Here is a 23,597-nt window from a genome sequence, read left to right as displayed (position 1 = left end):
CACATGATTACTAAAAGATCGGCACTAACCGATATCACAAGGAGACATTCTGTGCATTTGTTATTTGATAGCCGTGAGTATTCACACAATTGAATATGAGTTAATTAAATGCAAGAGCCACGAAAGAATGATTCTGGTGAGGAGCCTCGGTTCAGCACCAAGAAAAAGTTTGGAATTATCGCCTACCTCGGAGCTGCTGGCCCCGGATTAATCGCTGCAAACGCTGGAAACGACGCCGGCGGAGTTATCACCTACGCATCGGCTGGCTCTCAATTTGCCTACAAGACCCTCTTCTTTATGTTATTGGTAACAGTCGGCCTTGTTGTGGTCCAAGAGATGTCGGCACGCCTTGGCACATTTTCGGGCAAGGGATTAGCAAGCCTCATTCGGGAACAGTTCTCAATCCGTCTCACCTTTCTGGCCATTGTCGCCTTAGTTGTAACCAATCTCGGCCTTGTAGTCTCAGAATTTGCTGGGATTGGCGCATCTCTGGAGCTATTTGGGGTCTCTCGATATATCTCAGTTCCAATCGCAGCAGTCGGTGTCTGGTCGCTGGTACTTCTAGGTTCATATCGATACGCTGAGAGAATCTTTCTGTTTATGTCGCTCGCATTTCTTGCATATCCAATTGCGGCCTTCCTTAGTCACCCTAAATTTGGCCAAATAGCCACCAATCTAGTAATTCCACATTTCGTCCTTTCCAAGAATTACATCTACCTAGCAGTAGCTCTCATTGGCACCACCATCTCGCCCTATATGCAGCTATATGCTGCATCGGGAGTGGTCGACCGAGGGGTAAGCCCGGACGACTATCCATTGGAGCGTTTTGATGCCGTCGGCGGGGCAATCTTCGCGAATATCATCTCCATGTTTATGATCATTGCTACAGCTGCTGCAATTGGGGGCAGTGGACCACTCACCTCTGCCTCTCAAGCGGCACGGGCCCTTCGTCCTGTAGCAGGGGCCGCAGATATTTACATCTTTGCAGCTGGCCTCTTTGGTGCTTCGGCCCTTGCTGCTGCTGTAGTTCCCCTATCCACCTCCTACGCCATCGCAGAGGCAGCTGGATTTGAACGTTCGGTCTCTCGATCGTTAAAGGACGCCCCCGTCTTTCTCGGTATCTTCACAGTTCAAATTGCAATTGGAGCAGCTGTAGCCCTAGTCCCGGGCAGTCTAATCAAACTTCTAGTCTTTTCCCAAGTGCTCCAAGGTTTAGTGACTCCAGTTATCTTGGTATTCATATTAAAGTTAGCAAACAAGCGGTCCATACTCGGAGACGCGGCTAATGGCCGTATATTCAGAGGTGTTGCGACTGCCACGGTTGTTGGCGTGTCTAGTCTGTCTTTAGTACTTATGGGGCAGACAGTTTTAGGTTGGTTTCACATTGGCGGATGATCTATCGCGATCTCTACGAATTGCATTCTGCGTATATCGAGGAAATCCTTTCTCAGGTGGTCAAGGTGTCTACACAAAATATATAACGGCGGCGCTCTGCGACTTGGGCCACAAAGTTACAGTATTTTCAGGACCTCCATATCCTCATCTAGACGAACGGGTTGAGCTCGTCAAACTCCCCTCTCTCGACCTTTATCGTGAGCCAGATCCTTTTAGAGTTCCCAAACTCACGGAGTTCAAGTCCATGTTCGACTTAATAGAGTTTGCATTGATGTCAACTGGCTCATTTCCCGAACCAAGAGTCTTTGGCTACAGAGCAGCCCGTCAGATTCGTCGACGCATTGGGGAATTTGACGTCATCCACGATAACCAGTCCCTAAACTGGTCGTTACTGGGACTGTCCTTTGACAATGTTCCTAGCGTGACTTCTATCCACCATCCAATCACGGTGGACCGCACACTTGATATAAAAGGTGCCAAGGGAATGCTTGCCAAGTTAGGAGCGAGGCGCTGGTACGGTTTCGTTCGCTTTCAATGCGAAGTCGCAAGACGATATGAATCAATAATTACAGTTTCCACGGCATCAAAAAATGACATGGTGACAGGGATGAAACTAGATCCCGAAAAGATTACCGTTATTCCGATAGGCGTAGACACCACAGTCTTTAGACCCATTGATGGAATAACACCGATACCACACCAAATCGTAACCACAGCTAGTGCGGACGTCGTACTAAAAGGGCTCAAATACCTTGTGGAAGCTGTAAAAATCCTAAGTATTAACTATCCTGACGTGACTCTAAAGGTACTGGGAGCACGCAAATCCAATAGCGAAGTACATCAACTCGTAAAAGAGCTTGGCATTGGCGGTCATGTAGAATTTGTCGGCAAGGTGACTCACGAGGAGATGGTGCGGTGCTATTCTACATCCCAGGTGGCGTGTGTACCAAGCGTGTATGAAGGATTTTCTCTCCCGGCCGTTGAGGCCATGGCCTGTGGAACACCCCTTGTCACCACCGATGGCGGCGCCTTACCAGAAGTGGTAGGTGAAAATGGGGTAGCAGGCCTAATTGCCAAGGCCAGGAATCCAGAATCACTAGCAGACTCAATCTCGATGATCTTTGACTCAAGCGAACTTGGGGCATCACTTTCACACCATGGTCGTCTTCGGGTTCTAGCAAACTACTCCTGGAAGAGCGCAGCTATTGCCACCGTTGAACAATATAATCTCGCTATTGCAAGAAGCAAAGACCCCATACCATCGCCCAATGTTTTAAAGGTCAACTTCAATGAACCATTACATCTTGAGGATGCGACAGGCGAAATTTCATGAAGACATTCGACTTTGATCGTTTTGGCGATCTGCGTACAAAATCGGTCCTCGACCTAGGTGCTGGAGCGGGTCGACACAGTATCGAAGCCATAATTCGCGGAGCCAGCGTAGTAAGTGTTGAAATCGACCCAACTCCACTTCAAACAATTCCAGCGGCCCTGGACGAGACGTTGGCTTATCTAGACATCAAAGACGACACATCACCCAAGATTCTCTCACTGGCTGTGAGTGACGCCAGGGGTCTCCCCTTCCATGACAACTCATTTGATATAGTGATCGTCTCGGAGATCCTCGAGCACATTCAAGAAGACCATGTCGTCCTAAGAGAGATAAACCGGGTCACAAAGGCCGGCGGAATGATCGCGATCTCAGTACCTCGAGCGATGCCGGAATTATTAAACTGGATCTTCTCCAAGGAGTACCATAGCGTCAAGGGTGGACACATAAGGATCTACCGAAAACGCCAACTTCTCCAACGAATCGCACAAGCTAACTTGGATGTAGTTATGGTCTCATATGCACATGGTCTTCACTCACCTTACTGGTGGCTAAAGACACTGCTGGGGTTAGAAAAAACCAATTTATCGCCGATTCGAAGATACCAAGATCTATTGATCAAGCAAATGTCTGGCCGACTCGAGCGCTTAGATACCTTCGAGAAAAGGGTTCTTGATCCATCAATTGGAAAGTCATTAGTTCTCTACGCCATCAAAACCTGAACATTCTCCGCATGGATAGCCTCAATCTCGACAGACTACAGCCCAAAAACCGGGAATAATTCTTCCAAAGTCAGCTAATGATACGATTTCCCACCAAACTCCAACTATTACGGCTAGGGTTAGGGTATTAGAATCTAAGGTGGCTTTTTAAATGTGCGGCAGGTTTACTCAGAATATATCTATCTCAGAAATTATCTCAAAATATCAAAGTCCACAAATTGGCAAAATAGTCAAAGACGAATCTCTCGTCGAAATCGCGGCAAATGAGAACTTTAACCTCGCACCAAGCGAGCGGGCTATTGTTATAAAGGGCGCAAAAACCGAAGTGTCCTATCTTGGTTTTGAAACGTTTGGAGCCAATTTTACCTTTGGAACTCCAGCTAGAACAAAACTAATAATCAATGCGCGCTCTGAAACTGCCAATGAAAAGGCTTCCTTTTCAAAAGCGCTTCGAAATCGCCGAATTGCGATACCTATAAATGGCTATTTCGAATGGCTGACCTCAAATGGCAAAAAGATCCCATTCTTCATTCGTCTCGATTCGAATGACATCTCTTTACTGGCAGGCCTCGAGGTTCCAGATAGAACCACTGGGTTGCTCTCATTCGTTATTTTAACTCGCGATGCAAATGAAACCATCTCTGGTATCCACGACAGAATGCCCTGCTTTGTCCCGCAAGATCTCCTTGGGGAGTGGATCAACGGGGAAATAGATTCCAAAGGCGAGTCAGATAAACTCCTAAGTGAAATCTCTACCTACACCTTGGCTTCAAAGCCGACCTTCTTTGAAGTATCAAAGGCAGTAGCTTCCCCGGGCTTCAAAGGTGCAAAGGCTATCGAGCCGCTAACCGCTGAAAAAATAAGTGCAGAAGTAGCTTGATTGCCGAAAGCCAAGAGCACCTCGAAGTTCATCTATAGCTCAAATCTAAAGTAACTATGCGATTTGATTGTGGTTTAGATGCGCCATAACACTCTTTGCGATGCCAATACCATCCAGCCCTAAGCGAGCTAGTATATCGTTGGGTTTCCCCTGCTTTATGAATCCAATCGGGACGCCCAATTGGACCACCTCGGTCGGATCTACTAGTTGGCTCTGGTTGAGTTGATACGAGAGATGAGAGCCCACTCCACCAGGAACAAATCCGTCTTCAACAACAAATACATGGGTCATACTAGTAAGTTCTCGCATCATTTTAGAGCACAGAGGCTTAATGATGCGAGGATCCCAAGCTGTCACATCTAGACCTTGGTCCTCAAGAAGGTTCGCAGCTTCAAGCGCAAACTCAGCCATCTTTCCAACCCCAACAATCGCAATAGAGCCATTGCCGCCGCATAATTTATGAGCTGCAAACGGATCTAAGGGAGGAAGCAAACCATCGAGCGTCGTGACTCCAGTAGTCTTTGGAAATCGAATAACCGCAGGTCCCGAAAGGTTCAAAGACGCTTCAAGGGCACTCCGAAGTGCATCTGTACCCGATGGCGCAAAGATCGTTAGATTTGGTATTGCCAACATCTCTACCATGTCCAACAGACCATGATGACTTGGGCCATCATCGCCTGTGATGCCAGCCCTATCTAAGATAAAGACGACTGGAAGATTGTGGAGCGAGACGTCAAGATTTACTTGATCGAAGGCGCGAGCTATAAAAGTCGAATAAATCGCTACCACTGGACGTAGCCCACCCATCGCCATCCCGGCCGCACTAGTAACCGCATGCGCTTCAGCTATACCAACATCAAAAAAACGCTCTGGAAAGTTAGCTTCAAATTTCAATAAACCGGTTGGCCCTGGCATGGCAGCCGTAATCGCAACGATCTCTGAACGATGCGATGCGATCTCAATCAATTTCTCAGAAAAGGCATCGGTAAAAGACTCTCGATTCTTTATCGCGACGAGAGGGGCAACCTTGAGATCGTGCAGACACTGCACTTCATCCTGCTCGGCTGGACCATATCCATGGCCCTTGTGTGTCATGACGTGAACTACGATTGGGCCATCCCACTCCTTGGCACCAGCTAAGGCATACCCCATCGCAGAGATATCGTGGCCATCGATCGGCCCAGTATAGCGGACTCCCAAAGCTTCAAAAAAGACGCGAGGCTCAATTGCCTCACGAAGCGCCGTAGTCAAGCCAACTATGCCAGAGGATGCTATAGAGCCCACCCGTGGGAATTCGCTAAGGATCTGGCGAATGCGACCTCTAGCTTGAATATAGGTTGGGTTGAGTCGTATCTTTGTAATTGATGAAGATAACCTTGAGATGGTTGGTGCATAACTTCGACCATTATCGTTCCAGATTATGATCACTTTCTTATTTCCGTGGCCAATATTATTTAGCGCCTCATACGCTAGTCCTCCCGTAAGAGCGCCATCACCAACGACAGCGACCACATAACGAGTTGGATCCGAAGCGACTTGAGCATCGGAGGTTCCAACCAGTGGACCGCGACCTAAATTCATGGCACATGCTAAACCATGAGCGTAGCTAAGAGCCGTAGATGCATGTGAATTCTCAATCCAATCATGCTCTGATTCACTTCGGCTTGGATATCCAGAAAGACCACCCTCCTGTCTCAAAGTGTCGAACATGTCACGTCGACCTGTGAGGATCTTATGGACGTATGCCTGATGGCCCGTGTCAAAGAGAACGACGTCCTTTGGGGATTCAAAGGATAAATGAATTGCTACGGTTAGTTCAACCGCTCCAAGGTTCGAACCGAGATGGCCACCTGTTACCTTGACCTTATCAACTATAAACTCTCGAATCTCCGCGCAAAGTCTAATCAGTTCACCGCTTGTCAAGCGTTTCAGATCTGAAGGACCATCTATATTCTCAAGAACTGTCAAAGCTCACCTCCGCAGTCGTCGTCGATCGTCGACGCTGCACCTTAGCTAAACCCCATAGTTGAAACAGTTTCCAATTTCAACGGTGTTTCGCATTATTGAACATCATGCAACAAACCGACATTCCTGCGATTCTCATGTAGATGAACATTGCTATCAACGATAAACCAAGTCTAGAAGTTATGCGGAACCATATGGAATTATTTGTAGTAATTAGCCACATATAGTGATTCTTGACACGTCTTTTGACGAAATAAAACTAGCGACGACTCGATAAACACCAGCCAAGTCAGTAAAAATTTAAGCAAACTCCAACCGCTTGCTCGATCTCCGAACGATGAAACCGGCATCAGGGATGAATCTTGGGCAATTTCAGTCGGCCAAAAACTTATGCCCATGCTAAACCCGCAATTTTGGTGGGCCTGGATCTCCTTTGTCTGATGGTAAAGACGAACAAAACTACGAAGACTAAAGCCAGCAGCTTCAGGCTTCAGCCATTCCAACACTAGACCATCTAGCCCATATCCTTCCGTTGCGAATTTGACACCACAGATCAATCTGCTACAAATTAATCCAGGCAAAAATCACTCGGACAAATGCGCTGACGTGCCAATAAATAAGGTCAGAAGCACAATAGCAGTTCTGCTCCGTAGACCCTTGCCAAGGTGAGACTAACTCATGCGCAGGAAGTGGCAATCAACACGGATCGAAATCCAACCTCTCAGCATTTTTACCATCGTCACCAACGCGCTCGTCGACGCTGACAGGTAACCACCTACGTCAACACAAGGGTTTATTGAAATTATACGATATTTGTTTCATGAATTACTTTTCGTATATATAATCTATGTAATTGATTAAATATCGCCACAAACGGAGGTTAAAGAGTTGGATACTGGAATAGCTCTAAATGGCTCAACAGCCACTGTCGTGCTACCACTTTTCGCCGCAGGCGTGCTGTGTCTCGTACCTCGTCGTTGGGTAGCGCGATTGAGCGTATGGGCCGCCTGGTTAGTTGTAGCGTGTGCCCTATTGGTTATGGTCAAGGTATCCACTGGCGCTAATATATTCTCTCACATCTCTCTGATTCCTATAACAAAGCACCCTTACTTCGCATCAAATCGTCTTAGTGCCGTCCTGATGATCTTCATCGCTACGATCGGCGCTATCGTATCAACATTTTCATTGCGCTTTCTCCAGCAAGACCTGCTCAATAGACGGTACTTTGTCGCGTCCCAGGTGCTAATTGCCTCCTCGATAGCCGTTGCAACGGCAACCACTCTCGCGGTACTATCTTGTGCATGGATCATAGCGGATGCATCCTTTCTTGCCCTGCTCTTTTACCGTCGAGAACTTCCTGGAGTAGCTGAAGCCCTTCGACGCACTTTGACTTACTTTTCCATAGGGGCGATCGCTATGGTGGGTGCTGTGCTTCTTGTGCTCAACCGTGTAGGAAATCTCAACATCACAAGCCTTAGCGCACAACACGAGGCCCTAACTGCACTCGGAGGCGAGGCTCTGCCAGTTGGCGCGCTTTTGATGGTGGCCATCCTCATTCGAAGCGCTCAAGGTCCAGCGGCTCGTTGGATGCCACCAACAGTCAACGCACCCACGCCTGTCAGCGCTCTACTTCACGCTGGAGTGGTAAATGGAGGTGGCATCTTACTACTACGAATAGGTGTACTCGCAGAGTCATCGAACTTGGTAACCGCTCTCGCCTTTGCCATCGTCACCATAACCGCAATAGTTGCAGCTCTAGCGATCCGCTTTCGCAGCGACATAAAAGGCGAACTCACCATCTCTACCATCTCCCAGATGGGATTTATGATTAGTGAAGCGACTATCGGTGCAAACCTAGCCACACTCATGCATCTCCTGGGACATGGCACATACAAAGCTTCTCGATTTCTAAATTCACCTTCAGCGATTGGAAAGCCTAGCGGCCACAACGCGCCAGCCAAAGCAAATCACCCGCCCATAAAGACAAAAGCCATCGCAGCTCTGGGTGCCTTGGTCGCAGTTTCGGCTGCTTATCCCGGAGCATCGGGTCATCGAGGAGGTCTCATTTTGCTCGGATTCGTTGCTTGCACCATCTACGTTGCTATATCAAACGCTGCCCGGAACCTAGCTGGCAAACCAAAACTCATTGTGACCATTGCAGGGGCGACTCTCCTTGGTTCAGCGGCCTATGGAGCGATCCTCGGTGGTCTTGATCGTTGGATGTCATCCTCTTTGGCGGTTGTTCCCTCTGGAGCGCTTTCACCATGGTGGCTCATAGTCGCCCTCGGAGTGGCCTTGGGATTGGAACGCCTTAGCACAATACCCACACTCGAACGTCACCTTCGAGTGTGGTCAATAAACTTCGGCAGTATTAGCCGCCATGGCTTTTACCACATCCCAAATACCTGGGCCAAAGTTTCGCCGCCAAAGACAAGCCGACGACAATACCAACGAATCTTGATGCAATCCGAAAGTTCCATCGAAAAAGAAGAAGCAGCAGCATGAAAAAAGAGCGTGTTCAAAATTCCAAGCCCCTCTCGCTTATCAAAGAGATAGAACAAGCCGCAGAAGTGCTCGCACCCATATGGCCATTGACGAATTTCGTCGCCGTAAATCCCCTATGGGACCTTCGCGACCTGGGGTTTCATGGCGCCATTCGCTACGCCCGTCAATACCTCGGTATTGACGGGTACCTCCCCGAGAGTCTGGCTGACTTAGCAATAAAGCAGTCTCGTCTCATCTCGAAGGATATCGACGAAGCAACTATAGAGGCGAATATCTTGGCCGAACAATACCAGAAAGAGATTGAACCCCTCGAAATGGTCCTTCCGAGTCAACTCATCGATCACATCCACGGTACTCAACTTTCCACAATGATAGAAGAAGAGATGGCAAAGTGGTGTGCTTCTTTTTTAACTGCCTCCGATAAAAATGCCGAAAATGGCTTCTACGACTATTGGAGGCGACACGTCGTTATCGATCCGGCAGCGCGAAAAATCGTAGGGAAAAAGGAACACAAATCCTTAGGAGCCTTCGGAGAGACTCCACTAATAGCAATTACAAAAGCGCTAGAAGATCTCAAGGCTCCTCAAGAGCTACACATACAGTTATTTCGGCTCACCCTAACTCGGCTATTGGGTTGGGCAGGACATGCAAAGTGGCGCTCACAATGGGCCGATCCATCACATCCGGGGCCGAAACTCTACTTGGATAGCCTGCTTGCCGTAGGACTTGTCTACGAAGCGGTTGTGGCTAATGCCTTGAAAACCACAGAGATCACCTCGGTAAAAACCAACGCATCTTGCCCTCCTCTGACCCATGAACCAAAGAGGAAAAGAGCGACGACGAAGGATAATTCAAACAGATCCGGCTGGGAAGCCCTATCCCAACTTTCACCGGACCGCCAGAGCGCTGTCATCTTACGTGCTTATGAGAACCACTACCGCGATGAGCTTTTGACGATCATCGAATCGAAATCGAGCTGCGAAAGCTCCTCAGAATTCTCCAATGAACCCACGACGGCGAGCGTACAGGCTATCTTCTGTATTGACGTCAGATCAGAAGGAATCCGTCGCCAGCTTGAAGCAACTGATATAGCCGGAGAAATCGAAACATATGGCTTTGCAGGTTTCTTTGGCATCCCAGCCAACTTCGCCGCATTTGGAGAATCCACACCGATCCCATTAAGCCCTGTTCTGTTGCAGCCGACTATCTCAAGCTACGAAGTTCCCAATCAAGATAATGGCAGTTCTCTAAAAAGAAGAATGGCAATATCAGAGGTCGAAAGGGCGAGTTATTCCGCTTTTGAGAGGACTCGCCATGGAGCCACCTCGGCCTACGTACTTGCGGAAGCAACAGGAGTTGCAGCCGGTGCAATCGCAATTGCACGTACTATTAGTCCAAGAGGGTATGCATCTATTCGCTCATTTGCTAGAGGACAACGTTCGGGACCGATCTCAACTCACATAGAAATAGGCGATAGAAACGAAAGTTTTACGATCGACGAACAAGTCAATATGGCCGAAAATACCCTTAGAGCAATAGGTCTAATAGGCAACTTCGCTCCGATAGTGCTGGTATGTGGCCATGGAAGTAGCACCGAAAACAACGCCTTCTTCTCAGCTTTTCACTGTGGTGCGTGCGGTGGTAACCGCGGAGCCAACAGCGCTCGCATCTTTGCTACTATCCTAAACACCAGCGACGTGCGTACAGGATTGACTGGACGCGGCATTGCAATCCCAGATTCAACCATATTCATCGCAGGCGAGCACGACACATCGATCGATTTGGTAACTCTACTCGACACCCAAAATGCGACACTAACGCACAAGAGCGAGATAGAGTCGCTGAAACAGGCGCTCATCCAAGCAGGAGAAAAACTAGCTCAAGAACGTGTTAGATCCTTACCTGGGGCACCGGCCGGAGGAGGTACGGCCCACGTAGCACGTCGGGCTAGCGATTGGGCACAGATTACTCCGGAGTGGGGCTTAGCTCGTAATGCCGCAATGATTATAGGACCTCGATCGACGACTGCGGGTCTGGATCTAAATCGCCGTACCTTTCTTCACTCCTATAATGCAAGCATCGACCCCGACGGTACTTTACTCACAGCGATTCTCACGGCCCCAATGGTGGTTGCGCACTGGATAAATGCGCAATACTACTTTTCTAGTGTCGATGCAGCCACCTTCTCCGCAGGAGACAAGGTAGCCCACAACGTCGTTGGAGATACGGGAGTTATACTTGGTGCGGGCGGCGACTTGATGGTTGGCCTAACACGTCAATCACTCTTTGATCAAGACATGGCCTACCACGAACCGATGCGTCTTCTCACCTTGGTAGAGGCGCCCATTGAACGAATCGAACAAGTCATCGATGCCAACCAAATCCTTCAGCAACTCTTCAATGGAGCATGGGTCCACCTAGTTGCCCGCGAAAACAAAGATAGCCGATGGATGATCCGCTCGACCGCCAGACAGTGGTACCCATGGCAAAATAGCCCAGAGCACGATGAGAAGGCGTAAAAAAATCAAATCTTTCAAACAATGGCCAAAAATGAGACTATGAATTGAAACCATGCAGAGTGGAGTTCCAGAGTGGGTTGCTATATAGACAGAAAGAGTTAGAAATAGAGCCCTCAAAAGAGCAAAACTCTCCCAAGGCAGTTCAAGATTCGATCCCTCAGATTGCTTGTTAGATTGTAAGGAGCAAAGCCCTTGTCGGTCCTCCTTGCAATCCTTGCATTACGGCGCTTTGGGTTCACGCGAACGACCGGCGCCTAACCGCCACGCAAACCCAAAGAGCCAGAATCTCGTGCCTAAGACCGCAGAACCAATTCAGTTAGCGCTAGCGGCCAGTCCGTCTTTGAAGACAGTTTATCGAAATGCACTCATACGATGAGGAAAAATCCCTAGCGAAGATCTCGCCCCAAACCAACGAATAGACGACTTCGTCGCCAGAAAACAAGCCGCTAAAAAGACAATCCCATTGCCATCCTCCGCCGGATCGCCATAGAGCGCTCTTTCAAAGGATCCAAAACCCCTGGTAATCAGAGATATCAAATCTACTAAAGAGCATCTACCACCATCATCTCCATCAGATGATGGTGGTTACCAAAGGCGATTCAAGTCGAAGCTGGCCAGGTGCAAGTCCATCTCGAAATGGAAACTTTCGTTTAGTTATCACGGAAATTTCAACACAGTCTCTCAATAACCAGTCATAATGAGGTAATTGCCTCCCTTTGATACCGAGATCTCGGCCCTACCTCCCTTTGCTCTTGCAATCTTTGCGCCGACCGCTGATTCAAATGGCGAGAAATTTATTGGCAATAGATACGATCCAGCTTTAGCAATAGAGACTGAAATTGTAGTTACTCCGATTGAGCGAATTTGAAGTGGCGCCGAAGGACAACCAGCCACTTCAAAGACCTTGAACTCTCCAATTTTTATTGGATTAACAAGGTAAGTAGAAGGTGATGCTACGATCTGAGCCTCCCGTTGCGAACTATAGTCATAGGGGGCCGGAGGCAAAATCACCGCCCGAACTTGATTGCTACAAAGCCAATCTTTGTACTCTCGTGAAGTCAATCTCACACCATAAAAAATCTCATTCTGATTGAAGTCGCTTTGCCGGAACCACCCCCGTGCCAGGGGAATCTGACTATTAGCTAGAAAATATGAGCCCTCATGCAAAAGAGAGTCGACATATTCTACCCTTTGCCCAGGGTACGAAGCTTTGAGCACACGAACAAGGCCACTCCAATTGGAGCTATTTGTCAGCCAAGCGGCACTTGGATCAAAGATCGGAGCTTCGATTGAGATAAATTCCCACCCAACGCCCAAAAGATATAGGAGCGCAAAAACCGCCAATCGTACTTTCCTGCTTTTAGGACCCCTTGTGGAACCCTTTGAGAAAAGATACAAGACGGCAATCAAAATCGGTGAGATTTCACCCACACGAGCAATATTCCCACCTAACGTTGTCGACACGGTGAACAAAATAAGCGAACCCGCCATGTACAAAAGGGTAGGGATGACAATGGGGGCGCGCTCTCCATCGTCCACAAACACGTTCACAACAACCAAGAGAATCAGGGAAAAACCAAGAACCAGCCCTAAGTCAGAGCCAAAAAATGGATACTTGCCACCGATCCCAAAGTACTTTGAAATCTCATAGTCGCCAAAAAGCCCTAAAAGTGGTAGCCCCATGCCAATGCGAGTGATTGACGAACCAAGTAAGACCCCCAAGGCCTTCTTGGCACGGAGCCAAGCTGACCCCAAACCGGCAACTTTTATTGGATGATAATTTGCCGACTCCTTAGTGAGGAATCTAACGGCACTAAAAGTGACGCCAACCAAAATCCAAACAAGAACCAATGGCGAAGTAGCACCAGCCAAAATCAAAAAAAGACAATATGAGACCCAGGAGCGCTTATTCATGGCGACTATAGCAAATGACGCAAAAGCCAGCGATGTCAAAAACGGGTATGCCCCAGTAAGAATTAACGCACCCGCCGGAACACCAATAGCCACGGCAGTGGAGATCGTGCCAAAGTAACTACCAAGGAAGCCAGGTCGATCAGGATCTACTCCATTCCAAGAGATCGCCTTTAGCTTTAAACAAAAAGAGGAGACCACTCCAGAGATCGCCATCAAACCAAGGATTGGTGGTAGCCATGTGGTCGTAAATGCCGCTAGGGGGTAGTAGATGTAGGAGTAGCCAAGAAATTGGAACTTGCCAAAATACCAAAAATTATCCCAAAAAATAAGGCGATGGTACTTTGCAAAAAGAGCTGTTAGGTAGAGATGCGCTGCAGTATCATTTCCAAAACGGACCAATGCTACCAAAACAACCGCAACTAGGCCCGTTATCAGAGGCGCGAGGATCAATTGGCGTGATTTAGCAAACAAATCGAACTATTACCTTCGCTTTATGGTCATTCATTAATCATTAGACTAAAGGCACTTTACTTCTTTAATCCAAACGCCGCTAGCAGTACTCATGGGATCGTTCGACTTTATCCCTCCCCTTGAAATACGAAAGCACAAAACTTCCTCACAAGCAATCGACAAGGTTCCCGCTTTGGACCATGCCTCACCTTTCCTAACTCGGATTCAAATAAGAGGTGAGATCGCTTTAACTGGGTAATACTTGAACTAGGTAACACTTGGCCACCTACAAATTTCTAGTTGAAAGGTCTTCCCATTTCGCTCGCCTTGACGCGCAAAGTTTGACTTGCTATAGCCATGCTTTAGCCATAGGGGCCAACCTTATCAATATCAAGTCACATTGAGCACTACCATTAGTAATATTGGGTTAGCTTTTATAAGGAATTTGACAAACCCGCGTGCCTTCGAATCAGAAAACAGACTCGAGATGAAGTCGATCAACCACCTACAATACTTAATCGTGTTAGCGCTCTGCCTCATAGGTACGTTGCCACTGGAACTCGTCATTGGGGCTAAGGTCTACCGCAAGCCGCTCAGACTGGCAATCTCATTAATACCTATCGCGCTACTTTTCTCGCTTTTCGACATCTACTCCATCCATGCCAATTGGTGGCATTATGCCAAGCGCTACGTAAGCGGCGTCACCCTTCCAGGCAAACTTCCCCTGGAGGAGCTCCTATTTTTCTTGATCATACCAATTTGCGCACTTTTGACATATGAGGCCGTCCACGTGCTGCTAGAGCCAAGACAAAAAAGACCAACGAGGCGCTAGATCCATGCATGCATACACCATTGGCGCACTGGCCGCCGTGGCTCTTTCGATAATCTTTGAACTCTTTGTTATGAAAGGCCGGATCTACTTCAAAAAAGAGTTCTGGATCACAATTTTAATTGTCGTACTATTTCAAATCCCGACCGATGGCTGGCTCACAAAAACCTCAGCCCCAATTGTCATATATAATCCCAACCACTTCTCCGGCTTACGAATACCATTTTCCATCCCCATCGAGGACTTCCTCTACGGCTTTGCGCTTGTCTCAGCGGTCTTGAGCATTTGGGAACGCCTAAGACAAAGAGAAGAGAAGACAGATAGCTGCTGACCTTGAGATATAAGTGCTCTAGAACCACTCCCTAGCTGGCATTGCTCCAACTAGATCTTTAGATTCTCTATACTGATATATTAGAGATAACCTAAAGAGGTCCACATGCTCTTCAAAGTTTCAATTGTAATCGCAACATTCTTTCTGATGGAGCCGATCGCATATTTGGCCCATCGGCTAATAATGCATGGCTTTGGTTGGATTCTTCACGCCAGCCATCATCAAACTCGCCTTAAAAAGATCGAGGCAAACGACGCTTATCCCGTAGCCTTTGCCGCTTTTACCATCGCAGCTATAGCGCTTGGAACAACAACGTCAAAATTTTCAATCCTTGTTCCAGTTGGCATTGGAATTACCATCTATGGAGCGGCTTATGCATTCATGCATGACATCTACATCCATAAGAGGCTCTTCAATGTGCCCACCATTTCATTCCTAGAACCCCTAAGATACGCCCACCAGATCCACCACCTCTACAATGGCGAACCCTACGGAATGCTATTCCCAATAGTCCCAAAGTCAGTTCGAGCAAGGGCGGATGCGGTACTAGCCAACAATCGCGCCAATGGCTACTCTGAACTTCTTCCATGGGGCAACACTCACACGACTCCCAAATACATCGAAGTTGACTAATTCAATCTCTTCTAAGATTCCTGAATAAAGTTCTCGTGCGCCAGCTACGCAGGCCGCAGAACGAGGCGGCAAAAAACGATCCCCCAGACGGGACTGCTCATAGATTTCCCTATTTCGGGCGATCTCAAATTGCATCAATTCTCTAAATTCAAAATCAGATCGTCTGGTCTCAAAAGCGCTCATGGCCTTAAACTGCTCAATATCTTCAAGCGGAATATAGATTCTTCCACGCTGTAAGTCCTCTGAGACATCTCTCAAAAAGTTTGTCAGCTGAAAAGCAAAGCCTAGATCCCTAGCCGGCTTTCGGGCGTATTTAGACGATGGCTCCAAAACTGGTAATGTCATCTCACCTATAACGGCAGCAGAGCCTTCCATGTAGGTCAAAAGGTCTTCATAAGTCTCGTATCTGAATTTGGAAAAGTCCAGCCTCATCGATTCGGCAAATTTACTAAAAAGATCAAGATCGATTTCAAAACGAAGAACCGTGTCTACGACAGCCATCAATATTGGATCATTTGAAAAACCAACCTTTACATCGCTGAAAAAGCGCCCCACGAAGGCCCCCAGGGCACTCTCCCGGTCAGAAATTGGGACATCTCCGAGATCGTCAACGATATCGTCTGCATATCGACAAAAGCCATAAAGCGCATGTATATGTCGCCTCATCGCCTGAGGAAGTAGAAAAGTGGAATAGTAATACGATTTACCAAAGCGCATATTTAGAGATCTGCATCGCTCATAGGAGCCATCTAGTTCCCGTTGGGTCACCATCTAGTTGCCTTGCCGATTCTTTGAGCAACTAACTTTCCAGAGATCAAAACCATAGGAACACCCACCCCGGGCACAGTAGACGATCCAACAAAATAAAGGCCGGGGATTCTCTTGTCGTAATTATTCGGACGAAACGGTCCAGTTTGAAAGAAACGATGCGAAAGAGAAAATGGGGTTCCTCTCTCCATTCCCATAGCTTGCCAATCCAGAGGGTCTATCGCCTTCTCAAGCACAATATTCGAGGTCCCTGCTCCAAGAATACCTCTGTGAGCTAAACGCGCTTTAAAGTCAGAAATTGCTATGTCTCGCTCATATCGCCAATCAATCTTGCCATCAAGATTCGGGACGGGTTCTAAGGCGTAGACTATCGAGGAACCGTCCGGTGCTAAAGTTGGATCACTGTGAGTAGGAATTGTCACCAGAATAGATGGGCTCTCCATTCTCGTTCCACTCTTGAGAAGCGAATCAAAGGACTCTTTCCACTTTTTACCAAAATAGATATTATGATGAGCGTGCTCCACGCTCGGTTTACCATCGATACCCATCAAAAGTAAAAGAGCAGATGGTGAATACTCCCCCTTGCGTGATACGCGTGGGGCCTGCTCCCCGCCCAATAAATCTCTGTAGACACCCGGCAATTCACCGTTGGCCACTACCGCATCAGCGCTAAAGCGCTCGCCATCTTCAAGTTCAATCCCAACAACACTTCCACGCGATCCCATTGATCTCAGAATGCGCGAAACCTTTGAATTGAGACGAAACTCCACTCCATTCGCCTTAGCAACCTTCGCGAGGGCTTGAGGAATCGCACTCATTCCTCCTTTAGGAAAGTACACACCCTCGATCGTATCCATATAAGTAATTACCGCATAGACGGCCAGGGCATCATAAGGAGAAAGACCTGCATAAAGAGACTGGAAAGAAAAGAGCTTCTGAAGTCTAGGATCGTCAAAATACCGTTCAACGAGCGGAGCAAGTCGTCCAAAGGCCCCCATTTGAATAAGGCGCAGCCCTGGCATAAGTGGGTTCAAGAAATCTAGAGGTGAATCAAAATTACGGTCAATAAAGTTCTCGACCTCAAGAGCATATAGCTTTCTTAGATAGGCGCAAAACCTATCGAATGCAGCTGCATCCTTAGAACCAGCGACACTTCGAATCTCTTGTCTCATCGCCTCCTGGCCAGCACGTACCGATATCACGCCGCCACCGGATGGCCCCGCTTCGTCCTCAAAATTTGCACGATACATTGGGTCAAGCTTGATGAGTTCAAGTTCATCAGATAAGTTAGCGCCATTGGCATTGAAGACATCTGATAAAAGATTTAACATCGTAAGAACAGAAGGTCCGGTGTCAATAGAGAAACCATTAGAGGCAAAGAGGCCACTGCGGCCCCCCACTCGATCCGCACTATCAAAAACAGTTACCTCATAGCCGTCCCGCCTAAGATAACTTGCAGCGGATAGGCCCCCTAATCCTGCGCCAATTACGGCAATTCTCATATCGCTATCCTTAATCTTAGACTAGAGAGTTCGCGAGGCGATAAAGACGGCGAGGTCTCTTAGGTCAGCCTTTGCCGAATCCAAAAGGTAGCACTCGTCTAAAGCCAACAAAGACGATTCAACAAGCATCTCGACTCGATCCTCAACCATCGCCTTTGATCCGCAATCCTCAATCATCTCCATCATCGCGAGGATCTGGCTCTCATTCGGTAGATCAAGGGCAAACAGTCTTTCAAACTCTGATTTTGCGAGACCAGTCAGGCGGTCCATGGTCATCGCGACCAGGGTGGTTGGCTTACCTTCCCTCAAGTCATCACCGACAGGCTTACCAGTTATGGTGCTATCGCCAAAGATACCCAATAGGTCGTCTTTGAGCTGGAAAGCTTCACCGAGAGGAAGCCCAAAACGTGACAGTTCCTCCATCTGGTCTAAAGATGCCCCGGCCAAAGAGGCGCCTATCTGAAGTGGTCGCTCGATCGTGTATTTCCCGGATTTATAGATGCTTACCTTCTGCGCCGATTCGACAGTCGGCCTACCTTTGGCAGTTCCAATAAGGTCAAGGTACTGTCCAATATTTACTTCAAGTCGGAGTTCAGAGTAGATCTTGCGGGTCGCAAGTGGCGCGGCTTCCATCATCATATCTGCATAGACAAATGCTAAATCACCTATCAAGATCCCGATACCCTCGCCGAAGCGTCGACTCTCACCTCTGTAAGAAGATATCCTATGCTCTTCGATAAATCGCTCATGAACAGTCGATGAGCCACGTCTAGTAGAAGAGCCGTCCATAATATCGTCGTGCAATAGGGCAAAAGTATGTAGCAACTCAAGAGAAGTTAAAAGATCCACTAGAATAGGAGCGTCTCCATATCCTCCGGAGCCCAAGTATCCGTAGTAACAAAAAGCAGGTCGAAGCCTCTTCCCGCCCGAGGCAACCATCTTCTCAAGTGCTTCAAAAGGAACGATCAATCCGTCGTCAACGCGCTCCCACCTTGGCTTTTCGTCGTCAAAAAGTTTTGTCAAGCGTCGATCAACCAATTGGGCAATTGTTCGCAAACCTGCCGGAGCTCGATCCAACTGCATCTCCTTAGTCAAAACACTTTCCTAGCGCCTAGTTTAGTTTTTTCTTTCACTTCGAATCGACCACCTAACAACATGTGCAAATACACAGCAGGAACCTGCAAAAATAGACCGAACATAGATCGCATCTTATTGAGCCAACAAACACCCATAAATTATTTCTAAAATCAGAATAATTATCACTAAATCCAAAAATTCCCAAAATTAGCATCTAAACCTTCGCATGCCAAAGTTAGAGATCAAGAAAAACGCAACGAATCATCGACCTTTCAATCAAACTATCGAAACACTTCGACAGCTATCACGATCAAAATCTGAACTCGCCTAACCTACACAATTGAAAAAGCAAGAGCCAGTCGATAGATTTACAGACATAGATAACACTAAAGAATGTTCTAAACTTCCAAAGTGGTCTCATTTCAGGGCCGGAAAGCTCTTTTATTAGAACTTATCGAAAACGTCCAAGATATCGGTCTAAGTAAATGCACACCTAATCTTATTCAAAGTCGATTTTAAAGGCTCAGGTAATCACCCTTGGTTCAGCGGTAAAACGCGAGCCATCCTAGACCCACAGCTAAATGGATCATAAGGCCGGACCATCAAAGACAGTAATCTTTTGCATTTGATTCATTCGAAAGAGCCAGATGCGCTGACCAAATCTACCGCAAATCTCAATACATCGCTATCGAATCCGAGAACGAGCAGCTAAGGGTTGTCTGCTCGCCTTTGTACGAGTCGCTTTGAACCCATTGCAAAGCTAGGAGCCCCAAAGAGCGAAGCAGCGATATTTATAGCGTAGACCAAAAGACCAAACTCAATAGCAGGGGCCGATCGAATTCCCAGTGGGTGCAGCATAAGAACCAAAGCACCCTCTCGAACGCCAAGGCCGCCAATAGTTAGTGGTAGAACTTGCAACATGGCAATGGTGGGTACCAAAACAAATAGTGCCCGCCATCCAATGGAGATAGAAAGCGCCGAAGCCGCGAAGATACTAGCAGCAACGACACATATTTGATATAAAAATGCCCATCCAATAAGGCGTAAAAACTCTGTGGGATTCTCGCGAAACCTTCCGAGACCCTTGGATATCGAAGACATTACACCATTTAAAAAACGCAACTTAGAAGCGACGGGGAACTGCCACTTTAATATGGATAGCCTAACCAAAACAAAAAGAGCCACCAAAGTAACAAATGCTATAACCATAATCATTTGAGAGACTGAACCAAGTTGTAGCATACTAGGGTCGCTAGCTACGCCAAAAAGAACCAGTAGCGGCAACACCAACCAACCAGTTAATCTTTCCAGAACCACCGATGCCACAGAGTCAGAGGATGCCTTGGAAACCGACCCAAGCCACTTCGCACGGATCACGTCGCCACCAACAGTGGAGGGCAAAAAATTGCCAGCGAACATTCCTGCAAGCTGCAACTCAATAAGATCCCTAAATCGCGACTTTACATCCAGTGCGGCTAGAACTCGGTGCCAGCGGACCACAGAGACGGCAATTCCCACGAGCGTAACAACAAAGGCAAAGGCTATGAGGCTAAAGCCGCGCCTGCCAATCTGCTCAATTCGGGTCCAGTCCACTTTTGTAACCAAAACATAAAACATTACCAAGGTCGATACGTAACGAAGATAAGGGAATGCCCGCTTTATGGATGTTTGCGAGATAGTTGAAACTGCTGAATTTTTTCCCTCGAGATGGTCTTCACCCATTAGATTTCCGCACTTTAGGAGTTGAGAACTGACTTATTCTATCGTTTAGGCTGATTGGAATCTACAGACGCCTCTCGATTCACTGACGGGAAACTCCAACCCTACCGATCCCCTTCAATCAATTAGCTCGAAAATCGTCGCAAGCTTAGTTGAGTTAACCTTACTTGAAGTATATGCCAAAACCATTGTTTAGCGAGTGTCCAAGTAATCGTCGATCGACAGCCATAGACCAGCAATGGCAAGATACCACTTTAGAACAGCGTTTTAATCTATAGATCGCCTAGATTAAGTTAAATTAATAGTCGAAACAAATTGGGAGTATGGTTCATGATTGAGTCCAATCTCGTGGAAAAGGTTATCCGATCCGCGCTAAGTCGAGGTGGTGACTTCGCAGAGATCTTCGTAGAAGAAAAGACCACCTTTTCGGCATCCCTTGATGACGCGATCGTCGAAGAACTTTCATCCGGTACAGCTCGAGGAGCCGGAATTAGAGTTCGCTATGGTGACACAACCGGCTTTGCTCATACAGCAGATCTAAACGAGAATGGCCTATTACGCGCCGCGCAAGCAGCATCTTCGCTTGCGCAAAATAGCTCGAAGTCAAGACAAATAATGGCACTGCAAGAGCGAGTCTTTTCACCAATCGATCCGCTCAAAAACCTTCCTATGACGATAGCAAAAGATCGCAAAATCGAACTTCTAAAACACCTCAATGATGCAGCTCGTTCAGCAGGTTCGGCCATTCGACAAGTTGGGGCGTCATACTCCGACTCGTTAAGGAGATTTTTGGTCGCCAATTCAGATGGCGTCTTCGTTGAAGAAGAGCAGATAAGAACTCGAATCTCAATCTCCGCAATTGCATTAGGAGACACAGGGATGCAGGGGGGTTATGAAACCGTTGCCATGACCAAGGGGTTCGAAATCTTTCAAGATCTAGATATCGAGCAGATGGCGCTCAAAGCTGCTAATCGAGCGATCTTAAAACTTTCCGCACGGCCCGCACCATCCGGACAAGTACCAGTCGTCCTAAATGGCTTAGGTGGCGGAGTCCTCTTCCACGAAGCGTGTGGTCACGGTCTTGAGGCTGACCACGTTCTCAAAGAGTCATCTGTATATGCAGGAAAAATAGGTCGTAGCGTTGCAAGTCCATTGGTAACGCTCCTAGACGATGGAACCGTAACCGATCAATGGGGTACCTTCCATCACGACGACGAAGGTCATATCTCCTCAAAGAACACCTTGATCCAAGATGGCGTCTTGGTCGATTACATGTGGGATCAAACCCAAGGCGACAGAACCAAGCGAGACTCTTCAGGAAACGGACGCCGTCAAAGTTACGCCCATCTACCAATGGTTAGAATGACAAATACTTATCTCATGCCTGGCGAGTCAACACCGCAAGAGATCATAGCCGATACTGAATACGGCATCTACGTCTCGCAACTAGGTGGCGGCCAAGTAAATACCGCAACTGGAGACTTCGTCTTTGGAATGACAGAGGCATACCTAATTGAAGATGGTCGCATAACCGCCCCGTTGCGAGAGGCGAATTTAATTGGAAACGGACCAGAAGTTCTGGCGAACATCGATGCCGTTGCCAACGACTTCTCGATAGTACCTGGAACCTGTGGGAAAGATGGGCAAAGTGTCCCGGTTGGCTGCGGACAGCCAACACTAAGGATTAAAGCTGTTACGGTAGGAGGAACCGCGGGTGCCTGATCTAATTAAAATTGGCCAACGAATTGCCGATATGGCCTTTGGTGGCGAAGAGATAGAGGCATATGCAATCTGGGAGCGCGAGACCTCCATACGCGTCTACAATTCAGAGATTGAATCGCTTACCACATCTGAATCATCAGGAATCGGTATTCGTGTCATCCGGGATAAAAGAGTCGGAATTTCATATGCTGGAACCCTCGAAGACGACGACCTCAAAAGAGCCCTAGAAGAGGCCCGGGATAATTCCCGGTTTGCTTCACAAGATCCTTTCGCGGGGATCGCCGAACCCGACGGAGTCGATGGTCCCAAGCTCAACCTATGGTCGGTCGACATCACAAATACACCAACTGAAAATAAGATATCCCTTGCCCTTGAGCTTGAGAAGGTAACGCTTTCCAAAGATCGTCGCATCAAATCCCTCAATTCATCGAACTACGGAGACGTTAGCGTAGAGAGCGCTATCGTAAATTCAAAAGGCATAGCAAGCTACACCCAACAAACCTACTGTTGGCTTTGGGCATACGCCCTAGCTATGCAGGACGACGAGACCCAGACTGGCTTTGGCCTCCACGCCTCGAGGGACTTTGCGGGTATCGACTTAGAATACGCAGCCCAAGAGGCAGCTTATAAATCCACACGAATGCTTGGCGCGAAAAAGCCCAAGTCTTCGAATCTGATTGCGGTCTTCGAACCAGATATCTCATCCTCATTTATTGGCATCATCTCCAGCACCCTCTCCGCAGAGGCAGTTCAAAAAGGTCGATCAATCTTTTCAGGAAGAGTTGGCGAAAATGTTGCAAATAGCAGATTGAACCTAATCGACGATCCTTCGGATCCACGATTCTTTTCATCGGCAAAATACGACGACGAAGGTCTCGCGTCCAGGCAAAACCTTCTGATCAAAAATGGAAGTCTCAAGGGATACCTCTACGATAGCTATACCGCTCGCAAAGAAGGCGTGGCGCCCACTGGCTCTGCTATTCGAGGTGGCATCGCGGGCTCCTGCTCTCCGGGCCCCAGAGCTCCCTACATAGAGCCCGGAGAAAGATCCAAGGAAGAGATCGTCTCTGAAATAACCGATGGTGTCCTAATTCAATCGGTATCAGGAATTCATTCTGGCGTCAACCCAGTAAGCGGAGATTTCTCAGTTGGTGCAGAGGGAATTAGAATCCACGACGGCGAATTAAAGGAGCCGATCAAAGAGTTTACGATTGCATCCAACCTACAAAAGATGCTCCTTGATATTCGATCGATTGGCTCAGATTTAACGATACGACCGAGTGGTGCTGCTGGAGTAACTTTAGCAATTGGCAACATAAACCTAAGCGGCTCCTAG

17 protein-coding genes are annotated in these 23,597 nt (G+C 47.7%); 11 read left to right on the top strand and 6 right to left on the bottom strand.

Annotated elements, in window-relative coordinates; genetic code table 11:
- Positions 1-108: 108 nt before the first annotated feature.
- From ACIDITHRIX25_RS000000100285 to ACIDITHRIX25_RS000000100270, 4 genes are all read left to right on the top strand, one after another.
- Positions 109-1,395 (top strand): NRAMP family divalent metal transporter, encoded by a 1,287-nt coding sequence (locus ACIDITHRIX25_RS000000100285; protein WP_201731912.1) that lies wholly within the window; start codon positions 109-111, stop codon positions 1,393-1,395.
- Positions 1,385-2,728, top strand: a complete 1,344-nt coding sequence (locus ACIDITHRIX25_RS000000100280; RefSeq protein ID WP_201731911.1) for a glycosyltransferase family 4 protein — start codon at positions 1,385-1,387, stop codon at positions 2,726-2,728. The genes ACIDITHRIX25_RS000000100285 and ACIDITHRIX25_RS000000100280 overlap by 11 nt, the downstream gene beginning before the upstream one ends.
- On the top strand, positions 2,725-3,447 hold the full coding sequence (locus tag ACIDITHRIX25_RS000000100275; protein WP_201731910.1) for a class I SAM-dependent methyltransferase: 723 nt from the start codon (positions 2,725-2,727) through the stop codon (positions 3,445-3,447). Before ACIDITHRIX25_RS000000100280 ends, ACIDITHRIX25_RS000000100275 begins: the two co-directional genes overlap by 4 nt.
- Before the next feature lie 151 nt (positions 3,448-3,598).
- Positions 3,599-4,327 carry an SOS response-associated peptidase gene (locus ACIDITHRIX25_RS000000100270; protein ID WP_201731909.1) on the top strand — a complete coding sequence of 243 codons (729 nt, stop codon included), beginning with the start codon at positions 3,599-3,601 and terminating at the stop codon, positions 4,325-4,327.
- 54 nt (positions 4,328-4,381) lie between these two features.
- On the opposite strand, the gene dxs is transcribed toward ACIDITHRIX25_RS000000100270, so the two are convergent.
- A complete protein-coding gene (dxs, locus tag ACIDITHRIX25_RS000000100265) occupies positions 4,382-6,295 on the bottom strand; it encodes a 1-deoxy-D-xylulose-5-phosphate synthase (protein WP_201731908.1) in 1,914 nt (637 codons plus the stop codon).
- Between the two features lie 885 nt (positions 6,296-7,180).
- Here dxs and ACIDITHRIX25_RS000000100260 point away from each other — a divergent pair.
- The gene (locus tag ACIDITHRIX25_RS000000100260; RefSeq protein ID WP_201731907.1) at positions 7,181-8,797 is read left to right on the top strand and encodes a proton-conducting transporter transmembrane domain-containing protein; all 1,617 of its coding nucleotides are present in this window, start codon (positions 7,181-7,183) and stop codon (positions 8,795-8,797) included.
- A complete protein-coding gene (locus ACIDITHRIX25_RS000000100255) occupies positions 8,794-11,316 on the top strand; it encodes a DUF2309 domain-containing protein (protein ID WP_201731906.1) in 2,523 nt (840 codons plus the stop codon). Before ACIDITHRIX25_RS000000100260 ends, ACIDITHRIX25_RS000000100255 begins: the two co-directional genes overlap by 4 nt.
- A 681-nt stretch (positions 11,317-11,997) precedes the next feature.
- On the opposite strand, the gene ACIDITHRIX25_RS000000100250 is transcribed toward ACIDITHRIX25_RS000000100255, so the two are convergent.
- Positions 11,998-13,701, bottom strand: coding sequence for a hypothetical protein (locus ACIDITHRIX25_RS000000100250; protein ID WP_201731905.1), 1,704 nt, complete (start codon positions 13,699-13,701; stop codon positions 11,998-12,000).
- Positions 13,702-14,167: 466 nt separating this feature from the next.
- Here ACIDITHRIX25_RS000000100250 and ACIDITHRIX25_RS000000100245 point away from each other — a divergent pair, with 466 nt between their 5' ends.
- The 3 genes from ACIDITHRIX25_RS000000100245 (at position 14,168) to ACIDITHRIX25_RS000000100235 (ending at position 15,473) form a co-directional block, all read left to right on the top strand.
- Positions 14,168-14,512 (top strand): lycopene cyclase domain-containing protein, encoded by a 345-nt coding sequence (locus ACIDITHRIX25_RS000000100245; protein WP_249685808.1) that lies wholly within the window; start codon positions 14,168-14,170, stop codon positions 14,510-14,512.
- Positions 14,513-14,516: 4 nt separating this feature from the next.
- Positions 14,517-14,840: a lycopene cyclase domain-containing protein gene (locus tag ACIDITHRIX25_RS000000100240; protein WP_201731904.1), complete on the top strand. Its 324-nt coding sequence runs from the start codon at positions 14,517-14,519 to the stop codon at positions 14,838-14,840.
- A gap of 105 nt (positions 14,841-14,945) precedes the next feature.
- Entirely contained in the window at positions 14,946-15,473 is a 528-nt protein-coding gene (locus tag ACIDITHRIX25_RS000000100235) for a sterol desaturase family protein (protein ID WP_082058652.1), read from the top strand.
- Here ACIDITHRIX25_RS000000100235 and ACIDITHRIX25_RS000000100230 read toward each other — a convergent pair.
- The 4 genes from ACIDITHRIX25_RS000000100230 to ACIDITHRIX25_RS000000100215 all read right to left on the bottom strand — a co-directional run bounded on the left by ACIDITHRIX25_RS000000100230 (position 15,387) and on the right by ACIDITHRIX25_RS000000100215 (position 20,542).
- A complete protein-coding gene (locus ACIDITHRIX25_RS000000100230; protein WP_201731903.1) occupies positions 15,387-16,244 on the bottom strand; it encodes a phytoene/squalene synthase family protein in 858 nt (285 codons plus the stop codon). The genes ACIDITHRIX25_RS000000100235 and ACIDITHRIX25_RS000000100230 overlap by 87 nt on opposite strands.
- Positions 16,238-17,743 (bottom strand): phytoene desaturase family protein, encoded by a 1,506-nt coding sequence (locus ACIDITHRIX25_RS000000100225; RefSeq protein WP_052605734.1) that lies wholly within the window; start codon positions 17,741-17,743, stop codon positions 16,238-16,240. Before ACIDITHRIX25_RS000000100225 ends, ACIDITHRIX25_RS000000100230 begins: the two co-directional genes overlap by 7 nt.
- A 21-nt stretch (positions 17,744-17,764) precedes the next feature.
- A complete protein-coding gene (locus tag ACIDITHRIX25_RS000000100220; protein ID WP_201731902.1) occupies positions 17,765-18,820 on the bottom strand; it encodes a polyprenyl synthetase family protein in 1,056 nt (351 codons plus the stop codon).
- Between the two features lie 708 nt (positions 18,821-19,528).
- Positions 19,529-20,542 (bottom strand): lysylphosphatidylglycerol synthase transmembrane domain-containing protein, encoded by a 1,014-nt coding sequence (locus ACIDITHRIX25_RS000000100215; RefSeq protein WP_201731901.1) that lies wholly within the window; start codon positions 20,540-20,542, stop codon positions 19,529-19,531.
- Between the two features lie 327 nt (positions 20,543-20,869).
- Here ACIDITHRIX25_RS000000100215 and ACIDITHRIX25_RS000000100210 point away from each other — a divergent pair, with 327 nt between their 5' ends.
- Both ACIDITHRIX25_RS000000100210 and ACIDITHRIX25_RS000000100205 read left to right on the top strand, forming a co-directional pair.
- The gene (locus tag ACIDITHRIX25_RS000000100210) at positions 20,870-22,261 is read left to right on the top strand and encodes a TldD/PmbA family protein (RefSeq protein WP_201731900.1); all 1,392 of its coding nucleotides are present in this window, start codon (positions 20,870-20,872) and stop codon (positions 22,259-22,261) included.
- Positions 22,254-23,597, top strand: a complete 1,344-nt coding sequence (locus ACIDITHRIX25_RS000000100205) for a TldD/PmbA family protein (protein WP_201731899.1) — start codon at positions 22,254-22,256, stop codon at positions 23,595-23,597. Before ACIDITHRIX25_RS000000100210 ends, ACIDITHRIX25_RS000000100205 begins: the two co-directional genes overlap by 8 nt.

The organism is Acidithrix sp. C25, from assembly GCF_904848545.2.
The sequence above is the reverse complement of the archived record's forward strand: the minus strand, read 5'-3'. Positions and strand labels throughout refer to the sequence as shown.

Excerpts from the sequence above, each read along its gene's own strand:
- ACIDITHRIX25_RS000000100215 (WP_201731901.1), bottom strand. The coding sequence starts at position 20,542 with ATGGGTGAAGACCATCTCGAGGGAAAAAATTCAGCAGTTTCAACTATC.
- ACIDITHRIX25_RS000000100270 (WP_201731909.1), top strand. The coding sequence starts at position 3,599 with ATGTGCGGCAGGTTTACTCAGAATATATCTATCTCAGAAATTATCTCA.
- ACIDITHRIX25_RS000000100255 (WP_201731906.1), top strand. The coding sequence starts at position 8,794 with ATGAAAAAAGAGCGTGTTCAAAATTCCAAGCCCCTCTCGCTTATCAAA.
- ACIDITHRIX25_RS000000100245 (WP_249685808.1), top strand. The coding sequence starts at position 14,168 with ATGAAGTCGATCAACCACCTACAATACTTAATCGTGTTAGCGCTCTGC.
- ACIDITHRIX25_RS000000100230 (WP_201731903.1), bottom strand. The coding sequence starts at position 16,244 with ATGGTGACCCAACGGGAACTAGATGGCTCCTATGAGCGATGCAGATCT.
- ACIDITHRIX25_RS000000100240 (WP_201731904.1), top strand. The coding sequence starts at position 14,517 with ATGCATGCATACACCATTGGCGCACTGGCCGCCGTGGCTCTTTCGATA.
- ACIDITHRIX25_RS000000100285 (WP_201731912.1), top strand. The coding sequence starts at position 109 with ATGCAAGAGCCACGAAAGAATGATTCTGGTGAGGAGCCTCGGTTCAGC.
- ACIDITHRIX25_RS000000100210 (WP_201731900.1), top strand. The coding sequence starts at position 20,870 with ATGATTGAGTCCAATCTCGTGGAAAAGGTTATCCGATCCGCGCTAAGT.
- ACIDITHRIX25_RS000000100275 (WP_201731910.1), top strand. The coding sequence starts at position 2,725 with ATGAAGACATTCGACTTTGATCGTTTTGGCGATCTGCGTACAAAATCG.
- ACIDITHRIX25_RS000000100225 (WP_052605734.1), bottom strand. The coding sequence starts at position 17,743 with ATGAGAATTGCCGTAATTGGCGCAGGATTAGGGGGCCTATCCGCTGCA.
- ACIDITHRIX25_RS000000100235 (WP_082058652.1), top strand. The coding sequence starts at position 14,946 with ATGCTCTTCAAAGTTTCAATTGTAATCGCAACATTCTTTCTGATGGAG.